23 protein-coding genes and 1 tRNA gene are annotated in these 19987 nt (G+C 36.0%); 17 read left to right on the forward strand and 7 right to left on the reverse strand.

The genetic code is table 11. From position 1 onward, the window contains the following. Positions 1-2: 2 nt before the first annotated feature. Positions 3-737 carry an ABC transporter ATP-binding protein gene (locus IGI47_RS06590; RefSeq protein ID WP_438783701.1) on the forward strand — a complete coding sequence of 245 codons (735 nt, stop codon included), beginning with the start codon at positions 3-5 and terminating at the stop codon, positions 735-737. Beyond that, positions 730-1446 carry a TatD family hydrolase gene (locus tag IGI47_RS06595; protein ID WP_438783703.1) on the forward strand — a complete coding sequence of 239 codons (717 nt, stop codon included), beginning with the start codon at positions 730-732 and terminating at the stop codon, positions 1444-1446. Before IGI47_RS06590 ends, IGI47_RS06595 begins: the two co-directional genes overlap by 8 nt. Positions 1447-1642: 196 nt before the next feature. Here IGI47_RS06595 and IGI47_RS06600 read toward each other — a convergent pair whose 3' ends face one another. The 4 genes from IGI47_RS06600 to IGI47_RS06615 form a co-directional block, all read right to left on the reverse strand. Continuing rightward, positions 1643-2035, reverse strand: coding sequence for a VanZ family protein (locus tag IGI47_RS06600; protein ID WP_438783704.1), 393 nt, complete (start codon positions 2033-2035; stop codon positions 1643-1645). Between the two features lie 259 nt (positions 2036-2294). Then, complete coding sequence (locus IGI47_RS06605; RefSeq protein ID WP_438783705.1) at positions 2295-3488, reverse strand: ABC transporter permease; 1194 nt, start codon at positions 3486-3488, stop codon at positions 2295-2297. Between the two features lie 14 nt (positions 3489-3502). After that, complete coding sequence (locus IGI47_RS06610; RefSeq protein ID WP_438783707.1) at positions 3503-4378, reverse strand: ATP-binding cassette domain-containing protein; 876 nt, start codon at positions 4376-4378, stop codon at positions 3503-3505. Continuing rightward, the gene (locus IGI47_RS06615) at positions 4347-4760 is read right to left on the reverse strand and encodes a GntR family transcriptional regulator (RefSeq protein ID WP_311929825.1); all 414 of its coding nucleotides are present in this window, start codon (positions 4758-4760) and stop codon (positions 4347-4349) included. The genes IGI47_RS06610 and IGI47_RS06615 overlap by 32 nt, the downstream gene beginning before the upstream one ends. Before the next feature lie 426 nt (positions 4761-5186). Here IGI47_RS06615 and IGI47_RS06620 point away from each other — a divergent pair, with 426 nt between their 5' ends. The 7 genes from IGI47_RS06620 (at position 5187) to IGI47_RS06650 (ending at position 11544) form a co-directional block, all read left to right on the forward strand. Next, positions 5187-6650 carry a helix-turn-helix domain-containing protein gene (locus IGI47_RS06620; RefSeq protein ID WP_438783709.1) on the forward strand — a complete coding sequence of 488 codons (1464 nt, stop codon included), beginning with the start codon at positions 5187-5189 and terminating at the stop codon, positions 6648-6650. Positions 6651-7006: 356 nt separating this feature from the next. Continuing rightward, positions 7007-8317, forward strand: coding sequence for a helix-turn-helix domain-containing protein (locus IGI47_RS06625; protein WP_438783710.1), 1311 nt, complete (start codon positions 7007-7009; stop codon positions 8315-8317). Positions 8318-8326: 9 nt separating this feature from the next. After that, positions 8327-8479, forward strand: a complete 153-nt coding sequence (locus tag IGI47_RS06630) for a hypothetical protein (protein WP_438783711.1) — start codon at positions 8327-8329, stop codon at positions 8477-8479. A 219-nt stretch (positions 8480-8698) separates the two neighbouring features. Then, positions 8699-9046 carry an LPXTG cell wall anchor domain-containing protein gene (locus IGI47_RS06635; protein WP_224784393.1) on the forward strand — a complete coding sequence of 116 codons (348 nt, stop codon included), beginning with the start codon at positions 8699-8701 and terminating at the stop codon, positions 9044-9046. Between the two features lie 32 nt (positions 9047-9078). Continuing rightward, on the forward strand, positions 9079-9681 hold the full coding sequence (locus IGI47_RS06640) for a hypothetical protein (RefSeq protein ID WP_311929831.1): 603 nt from the start codon (positions 9079-9081) through the stop codon (positions 9679-9681). A gap of 195 nt (positions 9682-9876) precedes the next feature. Further along, positions 9877-10404 (forward strand): hypothetical protein, encoded by a 528-nt coding sequence (locus tag IGI47_RS06645; RefSeq protein WP_311930011.1) that lies wholly within the window; start codon positions 9877-9879, stop codon positions 10402-10404. Positions 10405-10806: 402 nt separating this feature from the next. After that, positions 10807-11544 (forward strand): plasmid recombination protein, encoded by a 738-nt coding sequence (locus IGI47_RS06650; protein ID WP_438783713.1) that lies wholly within the window; start codon positions 10807-10809, stop codon positions 11542-11544. A gap of 38 nt (positions 11545-11582) precedes the next feature. On the opposite strand, the gene IGI47_RS06655 is transcribed toward IGI47_RS06650, so the two are convergent. Together IGI47_RS06655 and IGI47_RS06660 are read right to left on the reverse strand one after the other, a co-directional pair. After that, complete coding sequence (locus IGI47_RS06655; RefSeq protein ID WP_311929833.1) at positions 11583-12191, reverse strand: LysM peptidoglycan-binding domain-containing protein; 609 nt, start codon at positions 12189-12191, stop codon at positions 11583-11585. Between the two features lie 486 nt (positions 12192-12677). After that, a complete protein-coding gene (locus tag IGI47_RS06660) occupies positions 12678-12887 on the reverse strand; it encodes a DUF378 domain-containing protein (RefSeq protein ID WP_438783714.1) in 210 nt (69 codons plus the stop codon). Positions 12888-13232: 345 nt separating this feature from the next. Between IGI47_RS06660 and IGI47_RS06665 the strand changes: the two genes are divergently transcribed. The 3 genes from IGI47_RS06665 (at position 13233) to IGI47_RS06675 (ending at position 14806) form a co-directional block, all read left to right on the forward strand. Further along, positions 13233-13508 (forward strand): hypothetical protein, encoded by a 276-nt coding sequence (locus IGI47_RS06665; RefSeq protein ID WP_311929835.1) that lies wholly within the window; start codon positions 13233-13235, stop codon positions 13506-13508. A 453-nt stretch (positions 13509-13961) separates the two neighbouring features. Beyond that, the gene (locus IGI47_RS06670; RefSeq protein WP_005876389.1) at positions 13962-14159 is read left to right on the forward strand and encodes a cold-shock protein; all 198 of its coding nucleotides are present in this window, start codon (positions 13962-13964) and stop codon (positions 14157-14159) included. A 314-nt stretch (positions 14160-14473) separates the two neighbouring features. Further along, a complete protein-coding gene (locus IGI47_RS06675) occupies positions 14474-14806 on the forward strand; it encodes a putative quinol monooxygenase (RefSeq protein ID WP_438783715.1) in 333 nt (110 codons plus the stop codon). Positions 14807-14995: 189 nt separating this feature from the next. On the opposite strand, the gene IGI47_RS06680 is transcribed toward IGI47_RS06675, so the two are convergent. Beyond that, positions 14996-15079 (reverse strand) — tRNA-Leu (locus IGI47_RS06680). Positions 15080-15194: 115 nt separating this feature from the next. Here IGI47_RS06680 and IGI47_RS06685 point away from each other — a divergent pair. From IGI47_RS06685 to IGI47_RS06705, 5 genes are all read left to right on the forward strand, one after another. Continuing rightward, on the forward strand, positions 15195-15350 hold the full coding sequence (locus tag IGI47_RS06685) for a hypothetical protein (RefSeq protein WP_167592120.1): 156 nt from the start codon (positions 15195-15197) through the stop codon (positions 15348-15350). 170 nt (positions 15351-15520) lie between these two features. Beyond that, positions 15521-16738 carry a pyridoxal phosphate-dependent aminotransferase gene (locus IGI47_RS06690; RefSeq protein WP_005876395.1) on the forward strand — a complete coding sequence of 406 codons (1218 nt, stop codon included), beginning with the start codon at positions 15521-15523 and terminating at the stop codon, positions 16736-16738. Positions 16739-16933: 195 nt separating this feature from the next. Further along, complete coding sequence (locus IGI47_RS06695; protein WP_438783716.1) at positions 16934-17770, forward strand: helix-turn-helix domain-containing protein; 837 nt, start codon at positions 16934-16936, stop codon at positions 17768-17770. Between the two features lie 74 nt (positions 17771-17844). Further along, positions 17845-18993 (forward strand): N-acetylglucosamine-6-phosphate deacetylase, encoded by a 1149-nt coding sequence (nagA, locus tag IGI47_RS06700; protein ID WP_311929841.1) that lies wholly within the window; start codon positions 17845-17847, stop codon positions 18991-18993. 511 nt (positions 18994-19504) lie between these two features. After that, positions 19505-19924: a MarR family winged helix-turn-helix transcriptional regulator gene (locus IGI47_RS06705; RefSeq protein ID WP_438783717.1), complete on the forward strand. Its 420-nt coding sequence runs from the start codon at positions 19505-19507 to the stop codon at positions 19922-19924. Positions 19925-19987 lie beyond the last annotated feature (63 nt).

The following is a 19987-nucleotide window of genomic DNA, read 5'->3' on the forward strand; positions in this document are numbered from 1 at the left end:
GCATGTCGATAGAAGTTGAACACCTCAGCGTAACCATCAACCAACTTGAAATTTTAAAAGAGATTGATCTGTCTATCCCCAAAAATACATTTACGTCGATCATTGCTCCAAGTGGTGCCGGAAAATCAACTTTATTGAAAGTGTTGACAGGAATTCTGGAACCTTCCTCTGGCAAAATTCTGATAGATGGTCAAGAAACAAGTAAGTGGAATACACTATTTAGTTATATGCCACAAGAAAATATGCTATTGCCATGGCTAAGTGTCTACCAAAATGTGACGTTATATCAAAAAATCAACCATAAGACAATTGATAAAAAACAAGTATTGGATGATTTAGCACTTTTTGGGTTAAAAGACTACCAGCATTTTTTGCCACCGCAACTTTCAGGTGGGATGCAGCAACGGACAGCGCTACTGAGAACAATGCTAAATCCGGCACCCTACCTTTTATTAGATGAACCATTTGGCTCGTTGGATGCGATGACGCGATCACAGATGCAAGATTGGTTACTTTCTCTTCCAGAAGAAATGAAACGGACAACTATCTTAGTCACCCATGATATCGAGGAAGCAATCTATCTTTCAGATCAGATTTTTGTCTTGTTGCCACGACCGGCGAAAGTTCTGACCACTATCAAGATTCCATCGGTGGAAAGAACACGTGCATGGCTGATTGGTCAAGCTACTTTAAAACAAGAAATCTACCAATTATTGGGAGGTGATTCGATTGCTTAGTGATGCCCATTGCCATTTTGAAGGAAACCAAGAACTTGCAACACTCCAACAAGAAAATGATGTCTTGACGATCATCAATTGTGATTCTCCCGAGGAATGGCAAAAGAATCAGCAATTAGCTGTTGGTCGTCATCAATATCTAAGTTTTGGTCTCCATCCCTGGAAAATAGAAGACTATACTTTTGAAGAAATCTACCCTTATCTTCAACAAGCAGCCATCATTGGTGAAATAGGGCTTGATCGTGTTTGGACCAATATTCCTTTAGCACACCAAGTCAAATTATTCCGAAAACAACTAGCGTATGCCGCATTAACGGATAAACCAGTTGTTTTGCATACCAAAGGATGTGAAAGAGAGATATTGACGTTCATCAAAGAATATCCGAATCGCTATCTTATTCATTGGTACTCTTCTCTGGAATTACAAAAGGAATATATCGAAGCAGGTTGCTATTTTACGATCGGTTTTGATTTAAAAATAAATCAGGCAGTGCAACAACTAGCAAAAGGAGTCCCTTTCAATCGTCTATTAGTCGAAACAGACGGATTAGGGGCGATCGAATGGGCATTAGGGACTCCTGCTCCTACAAAAGAATACTTAATGCTACTTGAAGAGCATTTCCATCAGATCAGTAAAATTAGGGAAGTTTCTCAAGAAAAGTTAGAGAAACAAGTTCAAACGAATTTGTTCGAGTTTTTAAGGATTTAAACATGCTTATGATTTCTTTTTGTTGAGCCTATGCAATGTACTGTCCTTGCATAACGTGTTGATTTTGACAGCGAATTTTTAAGTCAAAATGGTGCTCTTTATCAAAAAATGATTGCAAAAAAAGAGTCAAACTTCTGTCCGCTGAATTGCGAATGATGAAGTTTGGCTCATTCTTTTTCTTAGAAATTCTGGAATTTTAAAAGAAAGTTACCAGACCACCCAATATAAGAATCATGATTGGCAGATAGCGTGGTTTAGCAGGCGAACCTTCCTTGTTGGTAGTAAAAATCTTGGCCAATAACCAATAACAAGCAAAGCCACAGATGCCACCAAAGGTATTTGCGATCAAATCATTGATATCAGTTGCTCGATACAAGGTAAACAGTTGGCTGATTTCAATCGCAAGCGAGGCACAAAAGACCAACAAACAAGTATTTTTCAGCTTTTGAAAAACTGGGCTAATCCAAGGGGCTAAAAATCCCATAGGCATAAAAATGAGGATGTTCAAAATAAAGCTGCGGGAAAAGCCATCTGCGAGAAAGCCCCATTCGATGTTAGGATTGAAAATTTTCTCATCTAAATCATGCAAGCGGAAAAATTCCGCTAAACTTGGGGTACCAAAGATATTTGTTACGGAAATCACCCAAAAAATACAAGCAACATGATGCCAGGCTGACGCGCAGTTTTTGCTTCCAATTGGCGTTTACCAACGAGAAGTACAAGGAAACGAGCAAAACGAGCAAGCCCAAGATGCTGAGTGGACTGATAACAAATAAGTCCAAAATTGAATCTAGTAAAGAAAGCTGTTGTTGCATCACGTCATCCTCCTTTAAGGGTTATTTTGGATACTAACGCGCCAATCTTCGAGCTTTAATTGAGCGGAAAAAGCGCTTGATGCTGGAAAAGAAAACGACCACAAAACAAATCCCCCCACAAATGACAATTATAGAAAGTGTTGTCATCATCGTATTCATAAATGACACTTCAAAGTTGTACTGCAAGCCGCTCAGATAATAAGGCCAAGGATTTTTTATGGCAAACACTAGGACAAAACTTGTAAGTACGGTCATGAAAAGCCAAATTTGCCAACGTGATTCAGGTGTTAAAAGATACTCGCTTTCATGTTCCAAACTGATGACCTGGAACTTGCGGTATGCCCAGTAGATGAAAGAAACACTGATAAGTAAAAACAACAGGCTCATATACCAATGTCCAGTCGTTTTGCCGATTTCAAAAATAAATAAAGTGTTGAAGTCGAAATCACGTAAAAAAGGTGAGTATATCAGGCTGACAATATACAATAGACCATTTACGGCACTTGGAATTTGACATAAAAAAATCAAAAAGACAAACCAAGTCAATGGGCCAAGTACCAAATTACCTACTATTACTCCAACAAAGAGACTTAGGCAAAAGAACACCATGATCAACGAAAAACTATTCACAACAGAGGCGAACATATCTCCTAGACTCGCATTTAAGTATGGTTGTGGGATTCCTAAACGAAGAATCACCAGATAGAGTAGTTGACCAACGAAAATCGTTGCTAAAAATGGTAAGGCAAGGTAGAGCAGCTTTTTGGCGAATAATTCTTTCCGACTGACAGGTAAGCTAAATAAAAAGCGTGTGAAATGGGTTTTCAGATCGACAAAAAATAAGCAAAAACCAACAAAAGAGGCTAAAAAAAGTGCGAACAGTGTAGCTACGTTGCTCGATTGGTTGAAATAAGTTTGATTTGGGTCGGTTTTTTGCGATATTTTGTCTGAAAAATCATTTTTATGGTAGACATACAGTTGGTGTTCGATATATTTTTCAAATGAAGCGTAGGGAATCTGTTCTTGTTTTTTCTCATCCAAATAAGTGTAGTGCTCCGGATAGGCGTTAAAATCTGCTTTTAATTCTTTGTCGGTAGTTAGATAGCGCTCGTTATCATGCCAATTTTTAACATTACTCCAAGCATTGAAGGCAAACATGAGAACTATCAAACCAATCAATGGCAACAAGATTTTACTGTAACGCGTGAGATAGATATTTTTCACCATGTGATTCTTCCTTTCTAGCGGGGCATTTTTTCTTTTAAGTTGGCTTCGAACAAATCTTCTAAACTTAAGGGCAGCTCTTCAAATAAAACTGGTTGAAGTGTTTGGATCTTATTAGCCAAATCTTGATTAAAATCTTCAAAAATCGCAGTTATGACACGTCCTTGAATGGTCAATAATCTTGAGTGTTCTTTGACAAGTGATGGAATTTTTTTTGTTTTGAAAACCATTTGGATTTTTTTTGCGGATTCTCGCATTTCTTCCAGACGATAATCTTTAATGATGGTTTGATTTTTCAACAATAAGACACGATCAGCTAAATTTTCAAGTTCATTTAAATTGTGTGAAGCGATCAATGCGGTGCGATGATTGTCGCTGATATGTTCTAATAATAAGCCGATGACATCTTTGCGTACAATCACGTCCAAGCCATCAAAAGGTTCATCAAGCAATAAAAATCGCGCGTTTGAGCTGATGGCTAAAATCATGTTAAATAAACCTTGCATACCTTTTGACAAGCCGTGATAATTCACGTGCAAGGGGAGCTGATGCGAGCCTGTCAATGTAAGAAATAAATCTTGGTTAAAATTCGGATAGGCAGTACGGTAAAACTGATTGATCGTTTTCAACGTGTAGGGTGCTAAAAAATTTTCTGCTTCATCAATGTAAAACAATTCTGATTTTGACTGTGTTGCGGTCAACAGCGAGATACCATCAAGTTCGACCTCTCCTTTGTCGGGTAAATATTGACCGGTTAGTGTACGAAACAAAGTGGTTTTGCCAGACCCATTACGACCAATCAAGCCGACGATTTCGTTTGATTTAAGTTCAAAATGAATGTCGTTGAGAATTTGTTTACCTTCAATCATTTTGGAAAGTTTCATGACTTTCATGTTCAGGACCTCCTAGGGCTGCTTGAGTTTGTTCAATCCAAGTAATGAGTTCTTCTTCTGTGACTTTTAGATGTGTTGCTTCGATGACCAGATCGTTCATCTGGTCTTTTAACTGTGCAATGCGAAGTTCATCGCGCGGCAATTTTGCAAAATCTTTGACAAAGGTTCCTTTGCCTTTGATTGTGATTAAAACTTGCTCGGTTTCCAAAACTTTGTACGCTTTACTGACTGTGTTAGGATTCATCAACTGTTGTTTTGCCATTTCACGTACTGAGGGGATCTTGTCACCGGGCTGTAAAATACCTTGGAGAATCGCTTCTTTAATGCTAAGCATCAGCTGTTCGTAATAGGGTTTGCTGCTGTTTTTATCAATCGTAATCATGGCGTTGCTCCTTCCATTTGATACCGCACCCTAGTGTACTAGTATACGTAGTACACTAGCGGATGTAAAGTTTTTTTCTAAAAAAGTTTCATAGAATACTGGACGATAAGGCAGCAATTTGAAGTGAATGGTGCCGAAGCGTATTAGTTCGTGAAACGAGAAGAGATCGAGACAGAATGGTCGGCAGTTGAAACGGTTTTGTCCAGTTTTTTATAATAGAAACTAATTTGAAATAGTTATATTTGTTATTAATAAATTTAGGACTGTTATTCAGACATAATTGTACACATTGGTGTAATTATAAAATGATTTTTAATATTACTATGTTTATATTTTAATCTAGTTATAGACATCTTTCGTTTAGTAAATTAAAATTGAATTATGAGGGAGTAATAAAATGACAAATAGTTCTATCAGGAGGGGAAAATGGAGGAAGTATTAAATAAGCAGAGTTTGAGACAACTCGCTTTATTAGAGTTGTTGTGGAACAAAGAGTGGGTGACAGTTTCAGAAATAGTCAAGGAAATCGGTGGGGTTGAGAAAACGATCCGCACAGATATCAAACAGCTAAATGAGATCATTGAACCATTAACAATAGAGACATCCTTTAAACATGGCGTCTTTTTAAATAAAGAAATGTGTATTTCTAAGACACACCTGTATGCGCTCTTTTTACAAAAGAGTGTTGAATGTCAGCTACTTGAAATGATTCTTTTTAATCCCCATATCACGAAAGGAGAAGTGTGTGATCGACTGTATATTTCTGAAACGCAATTGAATCGATTACAAGTGAAACTAAATAAAGAGGTTGAAAAATATGGCATAAAAATCACCACTGATTTAACAATTGTTGGGGACGAAAGGAATATCCGTAAATTACTTTCAAGTCTATTTTATGAGAAATATCTTTCCCCAGACCATTTTTTCAAAGAAAAAGAATTTCAATTGATTGATCAGGTGATCCAAAAATTCTATAAAGCAAATACGGCGATCATTGCTGCGAACAATCAATATCATTTTTTATTGAATAAAATGCGTATGAAAATACTTGTGGCGATCTATCGTTGTAAATCAGACTATTTTTTAGAGCAAAAGCAACATTTCTTCGATTACACGATGATTACTGAAGACAAAGAATTGAATAAGCGGTGGCAAGTTGTCTTTGGAATCTCATTGACAGAAAAAGTTTTGCATAACATTTTTGAACATTATTATGCTCCTTTTAAAGTCACTGAAACTTGTCTTGAGTTAGGAACGAGCCAGTTTGCTTTAAAGACTAGACTTGAACAATTGATTGGTATGATTTGTCAGCAACTGAAGATCGAATGCCGAAACCAAGATGCTTTGATCCATGCAATTTTATGGAGTAGTTTTCTAAAAGTTGGTCCAAGTTATATTTTGCACAATACGAAAGAAGAATTCGTATTGGAATTATTGAGAGATAAACAAGCTATCGCCAGTGACTTACAAAAATATTTTGCCGACATTTATTCTGACCTATCCCTATCTGCTGAGGATAAAAATAATATACTTTACCAGTCTATTTATACATTAGTGACCCAATGGCATGAGTTTCGCGTAGAGATTCGTAAGACGATCATGAAAATCAAAGCAGCATTACTACTAGATGCGCCGGAAGAACATATGATCATGTTAAAAGAAGAAATCGAATATCACTTTAGAAATATGTACAAAGTAGATATTTTATTACCAGATGATCCAATCACTTTTTCCCGCTTGAATTGCTATGATTGTATTTTAACCAATTTATTAAATATCGATGAGCTGGGAGAAGTAAGCGTGATTGGTATACCAAACTATTTTGGAGAAGAGTTCATAAAAAAATTGCATCTTTTTTTAATAGTAAAAAAAAATGAGCGAAGGATTTAAAGCAACACTTTTGACATAGGTCGTGGGGAATAGAAGAATAAATAAGATACATAAAGAGATACGTTCAATCAGGCCTATCTCTATTTTTTTTGAGTTTTTTTCTTTGACACGATTTTTATGTATCCTATTTTTATTATTTGAAAAAAACAGATGAAAAAAATGCAATCCCAATTGGAGTTATTCATAAATGATCGACTAGGAAATGTAAGAAGTCTTGACATAGAAAAAACTAAACTGTAACGTTGCTAACGTTATTTTACCAGGCGCTCGGTATATTACGGTTATTTTTAGGCGAGCGGTTGTGCTAAAAATTATGTTAGAAGAGTTTTTTCGTTAAGACGAGAGGTGGAAGAAAAATGAGGGAAATATTAGACGGGCGCTTGAAACGTCAATTAAATATTTTAGAGATACTTTGGGAAACAGAATGGATCACGACTTCTGAATTAGCAGAAAAAGCTGATAGCTCGGAGAAAACGATCCGAAATGATCTTTCTCAAGTGAATGAGATGATTGCTCCGTTGTCTATCGAAACCTCTTTTCGATCAGGTGTCATTTTAAAGAAAGATTTGATGACCCCAAAGTCATTTATTTATTCTAAGATACTCGAAAAGAGTTTAGAGTACACACTTTTAGAAACAGTATTTTTTGGAATTGTCCATTCTAAAGAAGAGTTAAGTGACATCTTGTATGTTTCAGAAACACAGGTGGCACGTGTCATTAACCGTATCAATCATGAGTTGCGCTTTTTTGATTTTCAAATAACTAAACAACTGGAAATTGTCGGTAATGAGGGAAATATTCGGGATTTTTTTGCAGTCTATTTTTCGGAAAAATATAGTTTGCCTGAGAAGTTGATCCAGAAAGACGAAATCAATTTGATCTCAGATATCATTGAATTGTTTATTAAAGAAAATATGATCTGGGCAATAGTATACAATGACAATCATCTATTTTTAGGAAATATAAAATTCCAATTATTTGTTTGCTTAACCCGCTTGAAGCAAGGATACAAGATGCCCTCAGATATTATTCCGTTTAGTTTTTCACATCTATCAAACAAAAAGAAAATAATTACCAATATACATAATATATTTGATGTAGAAATCAAAGAAGAGAATCTTCCACAATTATTCTATGAATTTTATCAACCAATCCATCCCACAGCACGATTCAATTATGAAGGAATCGATATTGATTCTGTAGCTATCAAAAACGAAATCAAAGCTGTCATCACTTTACTAGAAGGACAGTTCCATCTCCTTTGCGAGAATAAAGATAAGCTTGTTCATGATATTTATTGGACTACGTTAAGTGCTGCCAGGCCAACTTACGTCCTACATAATAAGAAGGCAGATTTTTTTGAAAATACGTTGAGAGATAGTCCAGATTTGATCAATGCATTAAGAGATGAGTTCTTTGATATTTATTTTTCGTTAGGAAATCCGTTTCTTTCTTATTTGGATGAAATGATCCATCAATCTGTTTTTAAATTGCTTACTTCCTGGTCTGAGTTATGGGTCCAAGTAAGAGCCAGCAAAGTCAGCATAAAGGTCGCCTTTTTATTGGATAGTTCGTATGATCACATGAGGATGCTGAAAGAAGAAATCCAGTTTTATTTTAGACACAATATCAAAATAGAGATAATGAATCCTTCAACGAGAATCTAAAAAGATTATTTGCAAAAGTTCGACTGTATTTTAACAGATATCTATTCGCAAGATTATTTTGGTATTCCTACCATTGGTATCTCAGACTATCTTGATGAAGATGTGATCAATAAATTAGTTGATTATTATCACACTAAATTGAATGCAGGAGCCAGAGTATGAACAGATGAGCGCTCAAGAGATAGTAAGTATGATCTGGATGACTGACGTTCTGTTGAAGCGTTTTTTACATTTTCTAACAGCGTGATTAAGTGAGTTTTTCGTCAATTTACCAACCTATCGGTAAAACTTGGTTTTAATTATTTTTCGCTTTTTAGCATAATTATAGATGTGGAAGTTGTGTCATTAAGTAATGGAGGTGAAGAATAAATAAAAAAATTTTTGTATATTTTGACAGGTATTATACTAATCAATTTAGGTATTACAACAAACTGTCATGCGCAAGCTACAGATACACAAAATGTTCGTGTCGAAGCAACGATAGGACCATGGGATGTCAGTTCAAACAATCAAGGAAATGGCGCTGGAACAAAAGAAAAACCAACTATAGCAATTCCACCATCTGATTCAGGTTCTTCTGCAAATCTTCCACAAACTGGCGTAAAAAAACAAGGTCATATTCTAGCAATCGGATTGCTGCTTTCTATTTTTTCGGTAGTGATGTTTGTCACTGTGAATCGGGAAAAAGACAGTTGGGTCAAAGTAGGTATCGCTATCAGAACGAAATAATTCACTATTTCAAAAGGAGAGAAAAAAGAAAAATGAAAAAATTGACAAGTATGATTCTTTTATCGTCTGTTTTACTAGGCGGCTTGGCTGTCGGAACGATGAATGCTAGTGCAGAAGATTTAGGTTGGATCCCTGGTCAACCAGATCCTGCACCAGGACAAACGATTAAAGGTGAAGACAATGCAAGCGTTGCTGTTTCTGGATGGGTCGGAGAGTGGACGCCAGTAGATCCAGAAGATAAAACTTATGTAGATATCACTGTTCCAACAACAGTTCGTTATGCGAATGCGATGTCTGAAGACGGAAAAATTCTTCCAGATATCTTATCTCCGCTATATACGATCACCAATAATTCAAAAGTACGTGATGTGATGGTTGAGGTAGCAAGTTTTTCTGAAACAGGAAATTCAGGTGTCAAACAAGACTTGTTCTTTACACCAGTCAATGAGGCAGGCGTACGTCTGCAAAGTGCTGCAGGACAGTTCTTAGATACACCGACCCATTTAGCGACTATCGGTATGGGACAAAGTAAATATTTGAAATTCGAAGGTAAGATCGCTGAAGGATTCAAAGCGGATGAAGTCATCAAACCTTCTTACACAATGACGTTCAATTTTACAGCTTTAAAAAAATGAGTTGACACCAAGTAGTTAAATATAGCATAGAGTTATTTTGGAAACCCGTGATCAGGTGTTTTCGCACATATTTTTTAGGTGAACAACGAGTCTATAGAGCAGTAAGATTACTCGAAATGAACATCAACTTAAAAATGTCAGTATTTGAAAAAATCAAAGCAAAAGCAACAACTTTCAGCAACGACAGAGAAGGGAGTGTTTAAAATAGCACATAGTAACAATGCAACGCAAGACAAGAATAAAAAAAGAACATATATCCTCATAGCTCTAGTAGTGTTGTTTTTCGCACTCGGAGTTGGTGGATACTATTATTTTAATCAATCTCCCCCAAAGGTCGTTACTGGACTTCCAGAATTAGACAAGAATATTTCTAAATTGAATAACGACGAACTATTGAAATTGATGCAAACTGAAGTTGATAAAGACAATATTCGGATTACATTAAAACATGAGATTGAAGTAGACAAGAACGGGAAAGCAAATGTCGATATTCGTAATAGTGGAGAGAATGCGTACAATATCCAAGTAGAATATTATTTAGCCACTAATCAGAAAAAATTGTATGTTTCAGGGTTAGTACCGCCAAATAATGGAATCGCCTCTGTTCCTTTTGAAAACATACCGAATAAAGGGGAGCATACTGTAAAAATCTATTATAAAATGTATGACAAACAAGAATTGATCAACACAACAACGATTGATGGAACCATAATCGTAAGTTGATGATTAAAAATAATGGGTAACATAGACTTTGGGGTAGTTCTAGTACACATTGATTGCTCATTTTGGCTAATGATAAAAGAGGGTTTCTTTTGGGGAAGAAGTCCTCTTTTTTATGGCAAGGCGGCTTATATTTTTACCTAGAGGTAGGAAGATATAGGTTTGTTTTTAAGATCGACATTTCATAAAATAAGTATATAAGTAATTTGATGTTAGAGGAGGGAAGAAGATCAAGCCAATTAGTTTAGAAAGAAAAAATTATCGTTTTTATGAATTAGAAAAGGTCCAAATCCACAATCAAAGAGAAATTTGCGAGTCACTGATCGTTCATTCTGAAAAGACCCTTTTGAATTATGATGTCTTGAACAAAAAAATATAAACTATAAGAAAGCTATTAAACGTTGGTTGACGCATCTATCTGCATCTAAGTCAGTCTGCTCTAATTGGACAGTCTTAGTTGAATGGCGTGTCTTGTTCGAGGAGTACTCTTTACAAAAATTATCAAGTAGAGAAATGAAATTATTCTTTTTACAAGTCGTACAGACATTTCAAAAATTTTATGGTATAGCAAATATTATTTATGCAAGTGTACATTTTGATGAAGAGCAACCACATCTACATATCGGTCTGATTCCAATGAAAGAAGGACGTTTTAATTCTGCTCAAATGATCACTAAATACAAAAAGAATGAGTTGGAAACTGAACTTTCTTTGAAGCTTGAGATGATTCTCAAACAAAAAAAGGCCGCAATTTCTGGAAACAACACATCCAGAGCACATATTTCTTTAAATACGAATAGTCAGCGTTTAGAATACAAACAGCTTTATGACAAAATCGTGAATACATCTATTTTGCCCTCAGAAATTGGAATAAAAAAACCAGAGCAGAATAAACGAGATCCACAGAGCAAGTTTATGAGAAAAAAGAATAAAACAATAGAAGAATTTCAAAAAGAAAATGATTATTTGGAATATTTAGTAAAACAACTAAAAGCAGAAAAAAATTATTTAGTGAAGGTCATTCGAGAAGCTGAGAACAATATCCAACAATTGGAAAAGCAATTGTTTTCGACCCAAGAGCCCAATCAGAAAGTAACAAAGTTTCAACAAACAAAATACGCAAAAAAATTGGCTGAAACCTAAGGATTCCCGCCAATTTTTTTATTTTCTATTTGTACTTCTTAGTACCAACCGTTAGCTAACCAGAATGCTTGGGCAGCTTCCCATGAACCATAACGTGAAGTAACATATTGATCGGCTACACGTTCTTGGTTAGCAGCAGAGTAGTCACCATTCAAGTATGAAGCATCTAATTGGTAACGTCCGATGTAACGGCCATTAGTTGCTGTGTAAGAACCGCTTGATTCTCTTTGAGCGATCCATTCTTTCGCTGAGCTTGTGCTTGTAGCTGGTGCTGCAGTTTCAGTCACAACAGGTTGTGCTGCTTCTGCAGGAGCAGATTGCACTGCTTCTTGTTGGACAGGTGTGGCAGCTGGTTGTGCTTGTGTTTCTTGAGGCGCAGAGTAAGTTGTTTTTGCAACTGCTGCTTGGTCTCCTGTAGGAATCGTTAATTGTTGACCTGAATAGATCAGGTTAATATTTGAAATCGAATTATGTTCTGCAATAGTTTGGATCAAGGAGTTGTCACCAACGTATTTTTGAGAAATCGTTGATAGTGTATCACCTGATTGAACGGTATAAGCTTCGTCCGCATGTGCAGATGTACCCATAAAGAATAGAGCGCCGGCAGCCAAAGTTGTTCCAAAAAGTAATGTTTTAAGTGATTTCATGTAAAATCTCCTTCGTCGTTTTAAAAAGTATTTGTTGTGTTCAACGAGGAATACTTTAACACGTGGAAATATTTCATAGGTAATAGCTTCGTGACACTTTGTGACAAATCTACGTTTTTTGTAATAAATGAAGTAATATATGTAATTGAGAAAGCTTTCTTTGCCTTTAAAACAAGAAACTGGCTTTATGAAATTCACAAAGCCAAACTATTAAGAAAAGTTAAAATAGGTAGGTTAATTATATTATTTGCACTGATTTTAGAGAATCAGCATAAAAAAGCAGAGTTCGATACCTAAGGATTTATTTTCACAAAAATAAAAAAGAAGCTACTATTTCTAATCCTTAAGAAATAGTAGCTTCTTTTTAAGTAGGATACCACTGTTTATCTAAGTTTAGAGGGTAAGATAAAAGCAATATCACTTTTATCTTACCCTCTATGATTTATTTAGTGTTTCTATTACACTCTTTTGTTTATATGAATGGGTCTATCGTTCGACTCTATTTGTAAGTAGCGGAAAGAATTTCAAACAATAAACAGCACAAATACCTACGACAATATAGATGACTTTCGCTAAAATTGTTGTAGAACCGCCAGCAATTGTAGCAACTAGATCAAATTCTAATAAACCAACCAATAACCAATTCAATCCCCCAACGATCAATAGTGTTAAAGCAATTACGTCTAATGTTTTCATTGTTATTTCTCCTCTCCTATCTGACATAAGTTCATTATAAACGAATCTAGAGGCTACGGCTAAAATACTGCTTGTGAGGATCTTAGTGAGGGAGCAATCGATTGAAAAATATGCTATTTTTCGAATAAAGTTTGTGTGCTGCTCGTACTCTAACAATGGTAACGCCGATAAGAAAAGCATTCTTGGAGTATAAGGTGAGTAGATCATATAAGAGTTGAGAGGGAGGATTAATAGGTGAAGGTGAAAAGTTTCGAACAAAGTAAGAAACTTTTATCAGATAAGTAGCAGATAATTCTTGCAAAAAAAGAACATAAGTTCGTATGATTGCTGCAAGAGGTGAGTAAAATGGAACATAAATATGGAACTGTAAGTAAAATCAGAACACTCAAACTTAATGCCCGTCCATTGATCCGTTTTACCTTAGATAACGTGAACTGTTTGATTGCTTCTCATAGTCTAAACTTCTTGGCAGAAGTCGACAAGGGAATGAAGCTGTATGTGAAAGGCTACTATAACCAGCGAAATCAATTCGTTGTCAAGAATTATACGGTCATAGGTAAATCCAAAATTGCTGTGATTTTCGAAAAGAGCAAGTATCCAAAGAGAAATCATTCAAAATAGATGATTGTAAGGAACATAGCTTTTTTATAGAAAACGTATCGTCTAGAATGACATGGTTAGACTATTTTCTTCTATATAATATAATTTTTGAGAGAGAGATTCTCTTTATAGATGAAGAGGAATAGGAAGAGGGAATTAAAAGTTATCAAAAAAAGCGAAGTTAACTATAAACGCGTTTCTCACATGGCATTCCCCCGCTTTACTGAATACGATGAGGTGGTTATATCAGTAAGATTGGTCTTCTACAGGTACGATCTATTATTGCTCAATTGATATTTTGTGGAACCTAGAGAAGATAATCCTTGCATTGTTTAGATATCCATGCTATATTAAGTAAGTAATCTAATTTGAAACGTAATCTGAGCGATATATTCACACTATAAAAACTCCTTTTACTAAGTAATATTAATTGCAACAAAACACGTATAATATACGTATTAGGAGGAAATATATATGAATAACGGTACAGTAAAATGGTTTAACTCAGACAAAGGTTTTGGATTTATCACTGGTGAAGATGGACAAGATGTATTTGCACATTTCTCAGCTATCCAAGGCGAAGGTTTCAAAACATTAGACGAAGGTCAAGCAGTGACTTTTGATATTGAAGATGGTCAACGTGGCCCTCAAGCAGTAAATATCGTAAAATAATGTTGAACTTTAACCACCTCTTATGGGGTGGTTTTTTATTTGTGGTAAAACTGTCTCTATACAATACATGTGAAAATTGACAGGCTCAAAAAGTGTGGGTAAGATATTTATATTACCTTATACTTTATTAGGGCTGTTTTTTATTTTTTACTCTATCTGTAAGCTGAATAGTGAGAGGTGCCTGTTTTTAAGCGGTTGCTATCTAGCTGCAAAGTGTTCTCATTATGGAGTCAGCTAGCTCAGGGAGTTTACAGCACTCAGGCATAGGATTTAGTCTTATAGGAATTTCAGATAAGAAGTGAGGAGGCGGAAAAATGGCGATTACTGTGAATATCTATTATAGTGGCGAAAATGGCAACGCAAAAAGATTTGCAAAAGAAATGATTTCAACCGGGACTGTCAATGCGATTCGTGCAGAAAAGGGTAATCTTAAATATGAATACTTTTTCCCTATGGATGATGAAGAAACGGTCCTTCTGATTGACAGTTGGACGGATCAGCGCGCAATTGATCATCATCATGATTCGCCTATGATGACCCGTATTGCTGAATTGAGAGAAAAATATGATCTGCATATGAAAGTAGAACGCTATATAACAGATGAAAATGGAATTCCTCAAGAAGATTCAACATTTATCAGAAAGTAGATAGATAACTGAAAATACTATTACGTTTTTTTATAAGATTCCTTATACATCTTTTAGAGAGTCATTGTTGCTCTTCTGGTGGGGCGTGTATTCCTCCTATGAGAAAACAAAAAAGAATCAAAATGAACTTTTTATAACAAAAAAGAGGGCAAGAAAAGCTGATCACTTTTCTCTAGCCCTCTTTTATTATGCAGATGATGGGACTCGAACCCACACGAGCGTTAGCTCACATGACCCTCAATCATGCTTGTCTGCCAATTCCAACACATCTGCGTGAATCTAAAAATTATAGTCTTACCAATAAAAAGCATGCCTACGTTATAATGGAAACAACAATTAATGATAGCGAGAAATGAGTTAAATGTCAAGCTGAAAAAGGAGTAGAAACATGAAGAAATACGATGGTGAATTTGCTTTATTGGGGATGCTTATCGGGATTCCAATTGGGATGATTTTCGAAAATCTGATGTTTGGTATCGTACTTGGAATCATCATTGGCATCGCGATGGATTGGTTAGCAAATTTATGGGATAAATATCGCTAAAACAAAAGAAAATGACAATAAAAATTTTAAATAAAAAACAAATTTTATTTTGGTTTTATGAAAAATATAGCAAATTTGGAAAGAATAGAGTATGATATTGGAATAAATATGTAAACAATAAAAAATCAGAAATTTCTAACTTTTTTTGAAAAGAGGGATTGGATAGCGTTATGAGAAAATTTGAAAAATCCAATAAACTAGAAGGTGTCAGTTACGATGTACGTGGCCCGGTTCTGGAAGAAGCAGAACGTATGCAAGAAGAAGGGGTCAGCATCTTAAAATTAAATACTGGGAATCCAGCTCCCTTTGGCTTTGAAGCACCAAATGAAGTCATTCGTGATCTGATTATGAACGCCCGCGAGTCAGAAGGTTATTCTGATTCGAAAGGGATCTTTTCGGCAAGAAAGGCAATTCAACAATATTGTCAAGTCAAGAAATTCCCTAATGTGACTATTAACGATATTTATACTGGAAATGGTGTCAGTGAATTGATCACTATGTGTATGCAAGGGTTGTTGGATAATGGAGATGAAGTCTTAGTTCCAATGCCAGATTACCCTTTGTGGACAGCCTCTGTTTCTTTGGCAGGTGGTAATCCTGTTCATTATATTTGCGATGAAGAAGCAGAATGGTATCCAGATATTGCAGATATCAAAGCGAAAGTGACAAGTCGGACGAAAGCAATCGTCATCATCAATCCTAACAATCCGACTGGGGCGCTCTATCCAAAAGAACTTTTAGAAGAAATCGTAGAAGTAGCAAGACAAAACAATTTGATCATTTATTCAGATGAGATCTATGATCGTCTCGTTATGGATGGTAGGGAACATATCCCAATTGCGACCCTTGCACCTGATCTTTTTGTCGTTACCTTAAATGGGTTGTCTAAATCACATCGAGTGGCAGGATTTCGCGTTGGCTGGATGGTGTTAAGTGGCGACAAATCAAATGTACAAGGCTATATAGAAGGACTAAACATGCTTTCTTCGATGCGTCTTTGTTCGAATGTCCTTTCGCAACAAATCATCCAGACCGCATTAGGTGGGTACCAGAGTGTGGATGAATTACTTCTGCCGGGTGGTCGAATCTATGAACAAAGAGAATATATCTACAATGCAATCAATGATATTCCAGGGCTTTCAGCAGTAAAACCTAAAGCAGCATTTTATATCTTTCCAAAAATCGATACAAAACGGTTCAATATTTTCGATGATGAAAAATTTGTACTAGACTTTCTCCATGAACACCATATTTTACTTGTTCACGGTGGAGGATTCAATTGGCCTCAGCCTGACCATTTTAGAATCGTTTATCTACCAAAAATGGATGATTTAAAAACAACCGCTGTTAAAATGCGTGAATTTTTATCAACCTATCGACAACAATAAAATTCAAAGCAAAGTGTTTACCTGAAAAGAGCCAAACGCAAAGGTTTAGGCTCTTTTTGGTGTGAAGGCTAATAGAGTGAGGAGTAGAAACTAGCGAAGACTAAAATATTATAATGGGTCTTTTCTTGATGTTTCATCAGTCGTAAAGTAAAATACTTGTATAATGCGAATATGCATATTTTGAGGAGGATACTTATGGAAACGTTAGTCGATTCCTTTGGTACAATCATAAAAGAAATTCGAAAAGAACAGAAAATGACACAAAAGATGCTTTCGCAAGATATCTGTTCACAAAGCGTTTTGAGCAGAATCGAAAATAACGAAGAATTGCCAAATGTTGTTGTAATGGCACAAATCTGCCAGCGACTAGGGGTAACGATCGATCATGTCATGAATTTATCAAAGGGAAAAGTTCGTTCTTCCTTGAAGCAATTCGAATTAACAGATTTGTACTTCCAGCAGCGAGATTATCGAAAATTAGAACAAGTGATCAAATCTTCAATGATGATCGAAAATCTCTATGATGCAGCAGATTATCAGAAATATTACTATTATTTAGGTGTGTGTGAGTTCACTCTTCGAAAAAATATTACTCAAGCACTTAATTATTTAAAAGAAGCGTTAACTTATTCAAGCCAAAAAGATCGTATCCAAGTGTCAGATGTAGAGATCCAATTGATCAGTTGCATTGGAAAAATTTACGGTGTAGCTGGAAAAAGTGGTGAAGCAAGGTATTATCTGAGCCGCAGCATCCAATTGTTCCATGAATCGATCCAGGATCGAACAAAAAGCGAATTTACGCAGATTTTTTATAACTATGGAAGCTTTTTATTGCATCAAGGAGAAATCGAGGCTGCCTTAGAACAGGTGAATCAGGGAATCAGATGGGCGCAAGAAAAGAACAGTTATTACTACTTGAACGATCTATTTATTTTGAAAAGTTTGATTTTTAAAAACAAAGGAGAAATAAATAAGGCATTGTTCTATGAGGAATTAGCGCAAGCGGTGAAAAAAATCTCAAAAAGTTTATAAATGGTTTAGACCATTATTGACTTCTCTCTGAAATAAGAGTACCTTAAAGGTAGCAAATCAAAGGAGAGAGTAGAATGAGAACATTTATCTATGCAGACAAATTCTTTTTGGCATCTGGTGTCAAAAATGCAGGTTATCTTGAAATCACTGATGGACTTTTTGGAGATTATTCACAAAAAACACCAGAGGGAGAAGTCAATATCATCGACCAAAGCGGAAAATGGATCGCACCTGGTTTAGTGGATACACATATCCATGGTTATATGAACCATGATGTGATGGATAACGATGCAGAAGGCGTGAAAGCGATGTCTGAAGGCCTGTTGTCTTGTGGTGTTACATCATTCTTGCCAACAACGTTAACATCAAGCAAAGAACGCTTACGTGACGTTGCGGAAACGATCGGTAAGATGCATCAAGAAGCTCCAGGAGCAAAAATCAAGGGTATTTATTTTGAAGGACCTTTCTTTACAGAGGAACATAAGGGTGCGCAAAATCCAAGTTACTTTGGTGACCCAGATTTGAATACTTTCCATGAATGGCAAGAAGCTTCTGGCGGTTTGATCAAAAAGATCGCATTAGCTCCTGAACGTAATGGTGTAGAAGAGTTTGTTAAACAAGTAACTGAAGAAGGCGTGGTTGTTTCTTTAGGTCACAGTAATGCAACGCTTGACGAAGCACAAAAAGCAGTTGAAGCTGGTGCAAGTGTCTTTGTTCATGCTTATAACGGTATGCGTGGGTTGAATCATCGTGAACCTGGTATGGTTGGGGCATTATTGTCACTTGAACATGTTTTCTCAGAATTGATTTGTGACGGGCATCATGTCCATCCAAATGCTGCACAAATCCTAATCGAAAAAGCTGGCCATGATCATGTGGCATTGATCACTGACTGTATGATGGCTGGTGGGATGCCAGATGGAAACTACAACCTAGGCGAATTTCCTGTAGTAGTAAAAGAAGGTACAGCACGTTTAGAGTCTGGTAACCTTGCCGGAAGTATTTTAAAATTAAAAGAAGCAATCAAAAATGTCGTTGACTGGGGATTAGCTACACCAGAACAAGCAGTGATGATGGCAAGCTTAGTTCCAGCTATCAGCTGTAAGATCGATGATACTTGCGGAAAAATTGCTAAAGGACGCGATGCTGACTTTATCGTATTGAATCCTGATATGACGTTAGATGCCACATATTTAGATGGTGTAGAACGTTTCCACGCTTAGATTCCTATCGCTTAAGCTGAATGGAACAGTTAACAGCAAAATAAAGTAGAGCATAACCGATTGGAGAAATAAAGTAGACTCCAATTCAAGGACTATAAATAAAAAATGTGAGCGTGGGACAAAACTAAAAATCAGTTTTGCCACAGACTCTAACTCCGAATAAACGGTGGGAGCAGAAGTAACTCCTTCGGAAATAAGCCGAAATTCACAAAAATTTGAAAAGCAATTTTCGTGAATTTCTTCTTATTTCTCGGAGTTAAACACTTCTGTCCCAACCTCGGCTGGGTCGTAGAAGGCGTTTCAGTATGATAAAAAGTGGGGCGATGATCAAAAGACAATTTGATTATTGCCCCGTTTTTTTTAGAGAAGAACTATTGGCTCTAAGTATTTTCTTCATTGTTAGATATCTAATGATTAGAAATGTAATTATTTTGTTGACAATTTTGTATGATGCGTGTATATTCATTTCGAATAGTTAGGTATCTAATTATTTTGAAAAGGGGGATTCATTTTGGATAAAATGGTCGTTTCCAATTTACTACGGTCAATCATGAACAAATCTCGCGAATCGATGGAGCAACGTGTCAAGGATATGGATATTAGTCCGCAACAAGGGCGAATGATCTCTTATATTGCGCAAAATGAAGACAAGGGTTTAATTCAAAAGGACTTAGCAGAAGTATTTCAACGTCGTGGAGCAAGTATCACGAGTATGTTACAAGGGTTAGAGAAAAAAGGGTATATCGAGCGACGCATTCCTGTAGATAACGAGCGACAAAAAAATATCTATGTTCTACCAAAAGGAAAAGCGTTAGTTGATGAAACAAATGAAGCCTTTTATGCAGCTGAGGAAGAATTGGTCCATGCGCTGAATGAAAAAGAAGTCCAACAATTGACGGAGTTGTTAAGAAAAATCGATCGCAGCCTCTAATCAACAAGCAGTGTTTACCTGCTTGTAGCAAAATAGTTAGAAATCTAACATTTAAAAATCTAA

Origin of the sequence: Enterococcus sp. AZ191, from assembly GCF_051713845.1 — a bacterium.
In the GTDB taxonomy this organism is placed as follows: domain Bacteria; phylum Bacillota; class Bacilli; order Lactobacillales; family Enterococcaceae; genus Enterococcus_B; species Enterococcus_B durans.

What these genes read in the sequence shown, in the direction of transcription:
- IGI47_RS06665 (WP_311929835.1), top strand. Translation starts at nt 13,233, where the DNA reads ATGGAACATAAATATGGAACTGTAAGTAAAATCAGAACACTCAAACTT.
- IGI47_RS06675 (WP_438783715.1), top strand. Translation starts at nt 14,474, where the DNA reads ATGGCGATTACTGTGAATATCTATTATAGTGGCGAAAATGGCAACGCA.
- IGI47_RS06695 (WP_438783716.1), top strand. Translation starts at nt 16,934, where the DNA reads ATGGAAACGTTAGTCGATTCCTTTGGTACAATCATAAAAGAAATTCGA.
- IGI47_RS06640 (WP_311929831.1), top strand. Translation starts at nt 9,079, where the DNA reads ATGAAAAAATTGACAAGTATGATTCTTTTATCGTCTGTTTTACTAGGC.
- nagA (WP_311929841.1), top strand. Translation starts at nt 17,845, where the DNA reads ATGAGAACATTTATCTATGCAGACAAATTCTTTTTGGCATCTGGTGTC.
- IGI47_RS06690 (WP_005876395.1), top strand. Translation starts at nt 15,521, where the DNA reads ATGAGAAAATTTGAAAAATCCAATAAACTAGAAGGTGTCAGTTACGAT.
- IGI47_RS06685 (WP_167592120.1), top strand. Translation starts at nt 15,195, where the DNA reads ATGAAGAAATACGATGGTGAATTTGCTTTATTGGGGATGCTTATCGGG.
- IGI47_RS06655 (WP_311929833.1), bottom strand. Translation starts at nt 12,191, where the DNA reads ATGAAATCACTTAAAACATTACTTTTTGGAACAACTTTGGCTGCCGGC.
- IGI47_RS06590 (WP_438783701.1), top strand. Translation starts at nt 3, where the DNA reads ATGTCGATAGAAGTTGAACACCTCAGCGTAACCATCAACCAACTTGAA.
- IGI47_RS06670 (WP_005876389.1), top strand. Translation starts at nt 13,962, where the DNA reads ATGAATAACGGTACAGTAAAATGGTTTAACTCAGACAAAGGTTTTGGA.
- IGI47_RS06605 (WP_438783705.1), bottom strand. Translation starts at nt 3,488, where the DNA reads ATGGTGAAAAATATCTATCTCACGCGTTACAGTAAAATCTTGTTGCCA.
- IGI47_RS06620 (WP_438783709.1), top strand. Translation starts at nt 5,187, where the DNA reads ATGGAGGAAGTATTAAATAAGCAGAGTTTGAGACAACTCGCTTTATTA.
- IGI47_RS06610 (WP_438783707.1), bottom strand. Translation starts at nt 4,378, where the DNA reads ATGAAAGTCATGAAACTTTCCAAAATGATTGAAGGTAAACAAATTCTC.
- IGI47_RS06615 (WP_311929825.1), bottom strand. Translation starts at nt 4,760, where the DNA reads ATGATTACGATTGATAAAAACAGCAGCAAACCCTATTACGAACAGCTG.
- IGI47_RS06660 (WP_438783714.1), bottom strand. Translation starts at nt 12,887, where the DNA reads ATGAAAACATTAGACGTAATTGCTTTAACACTATTGATCGTTGGGGGA.
- IGI47_RS06625 (WP_438783710.1), top strand. Translation starts at nt 7,007, where the DNA reads ATGAGGGAAATATTAGACGGGCGCTTGAAACGTCAATTAAATATTTTA.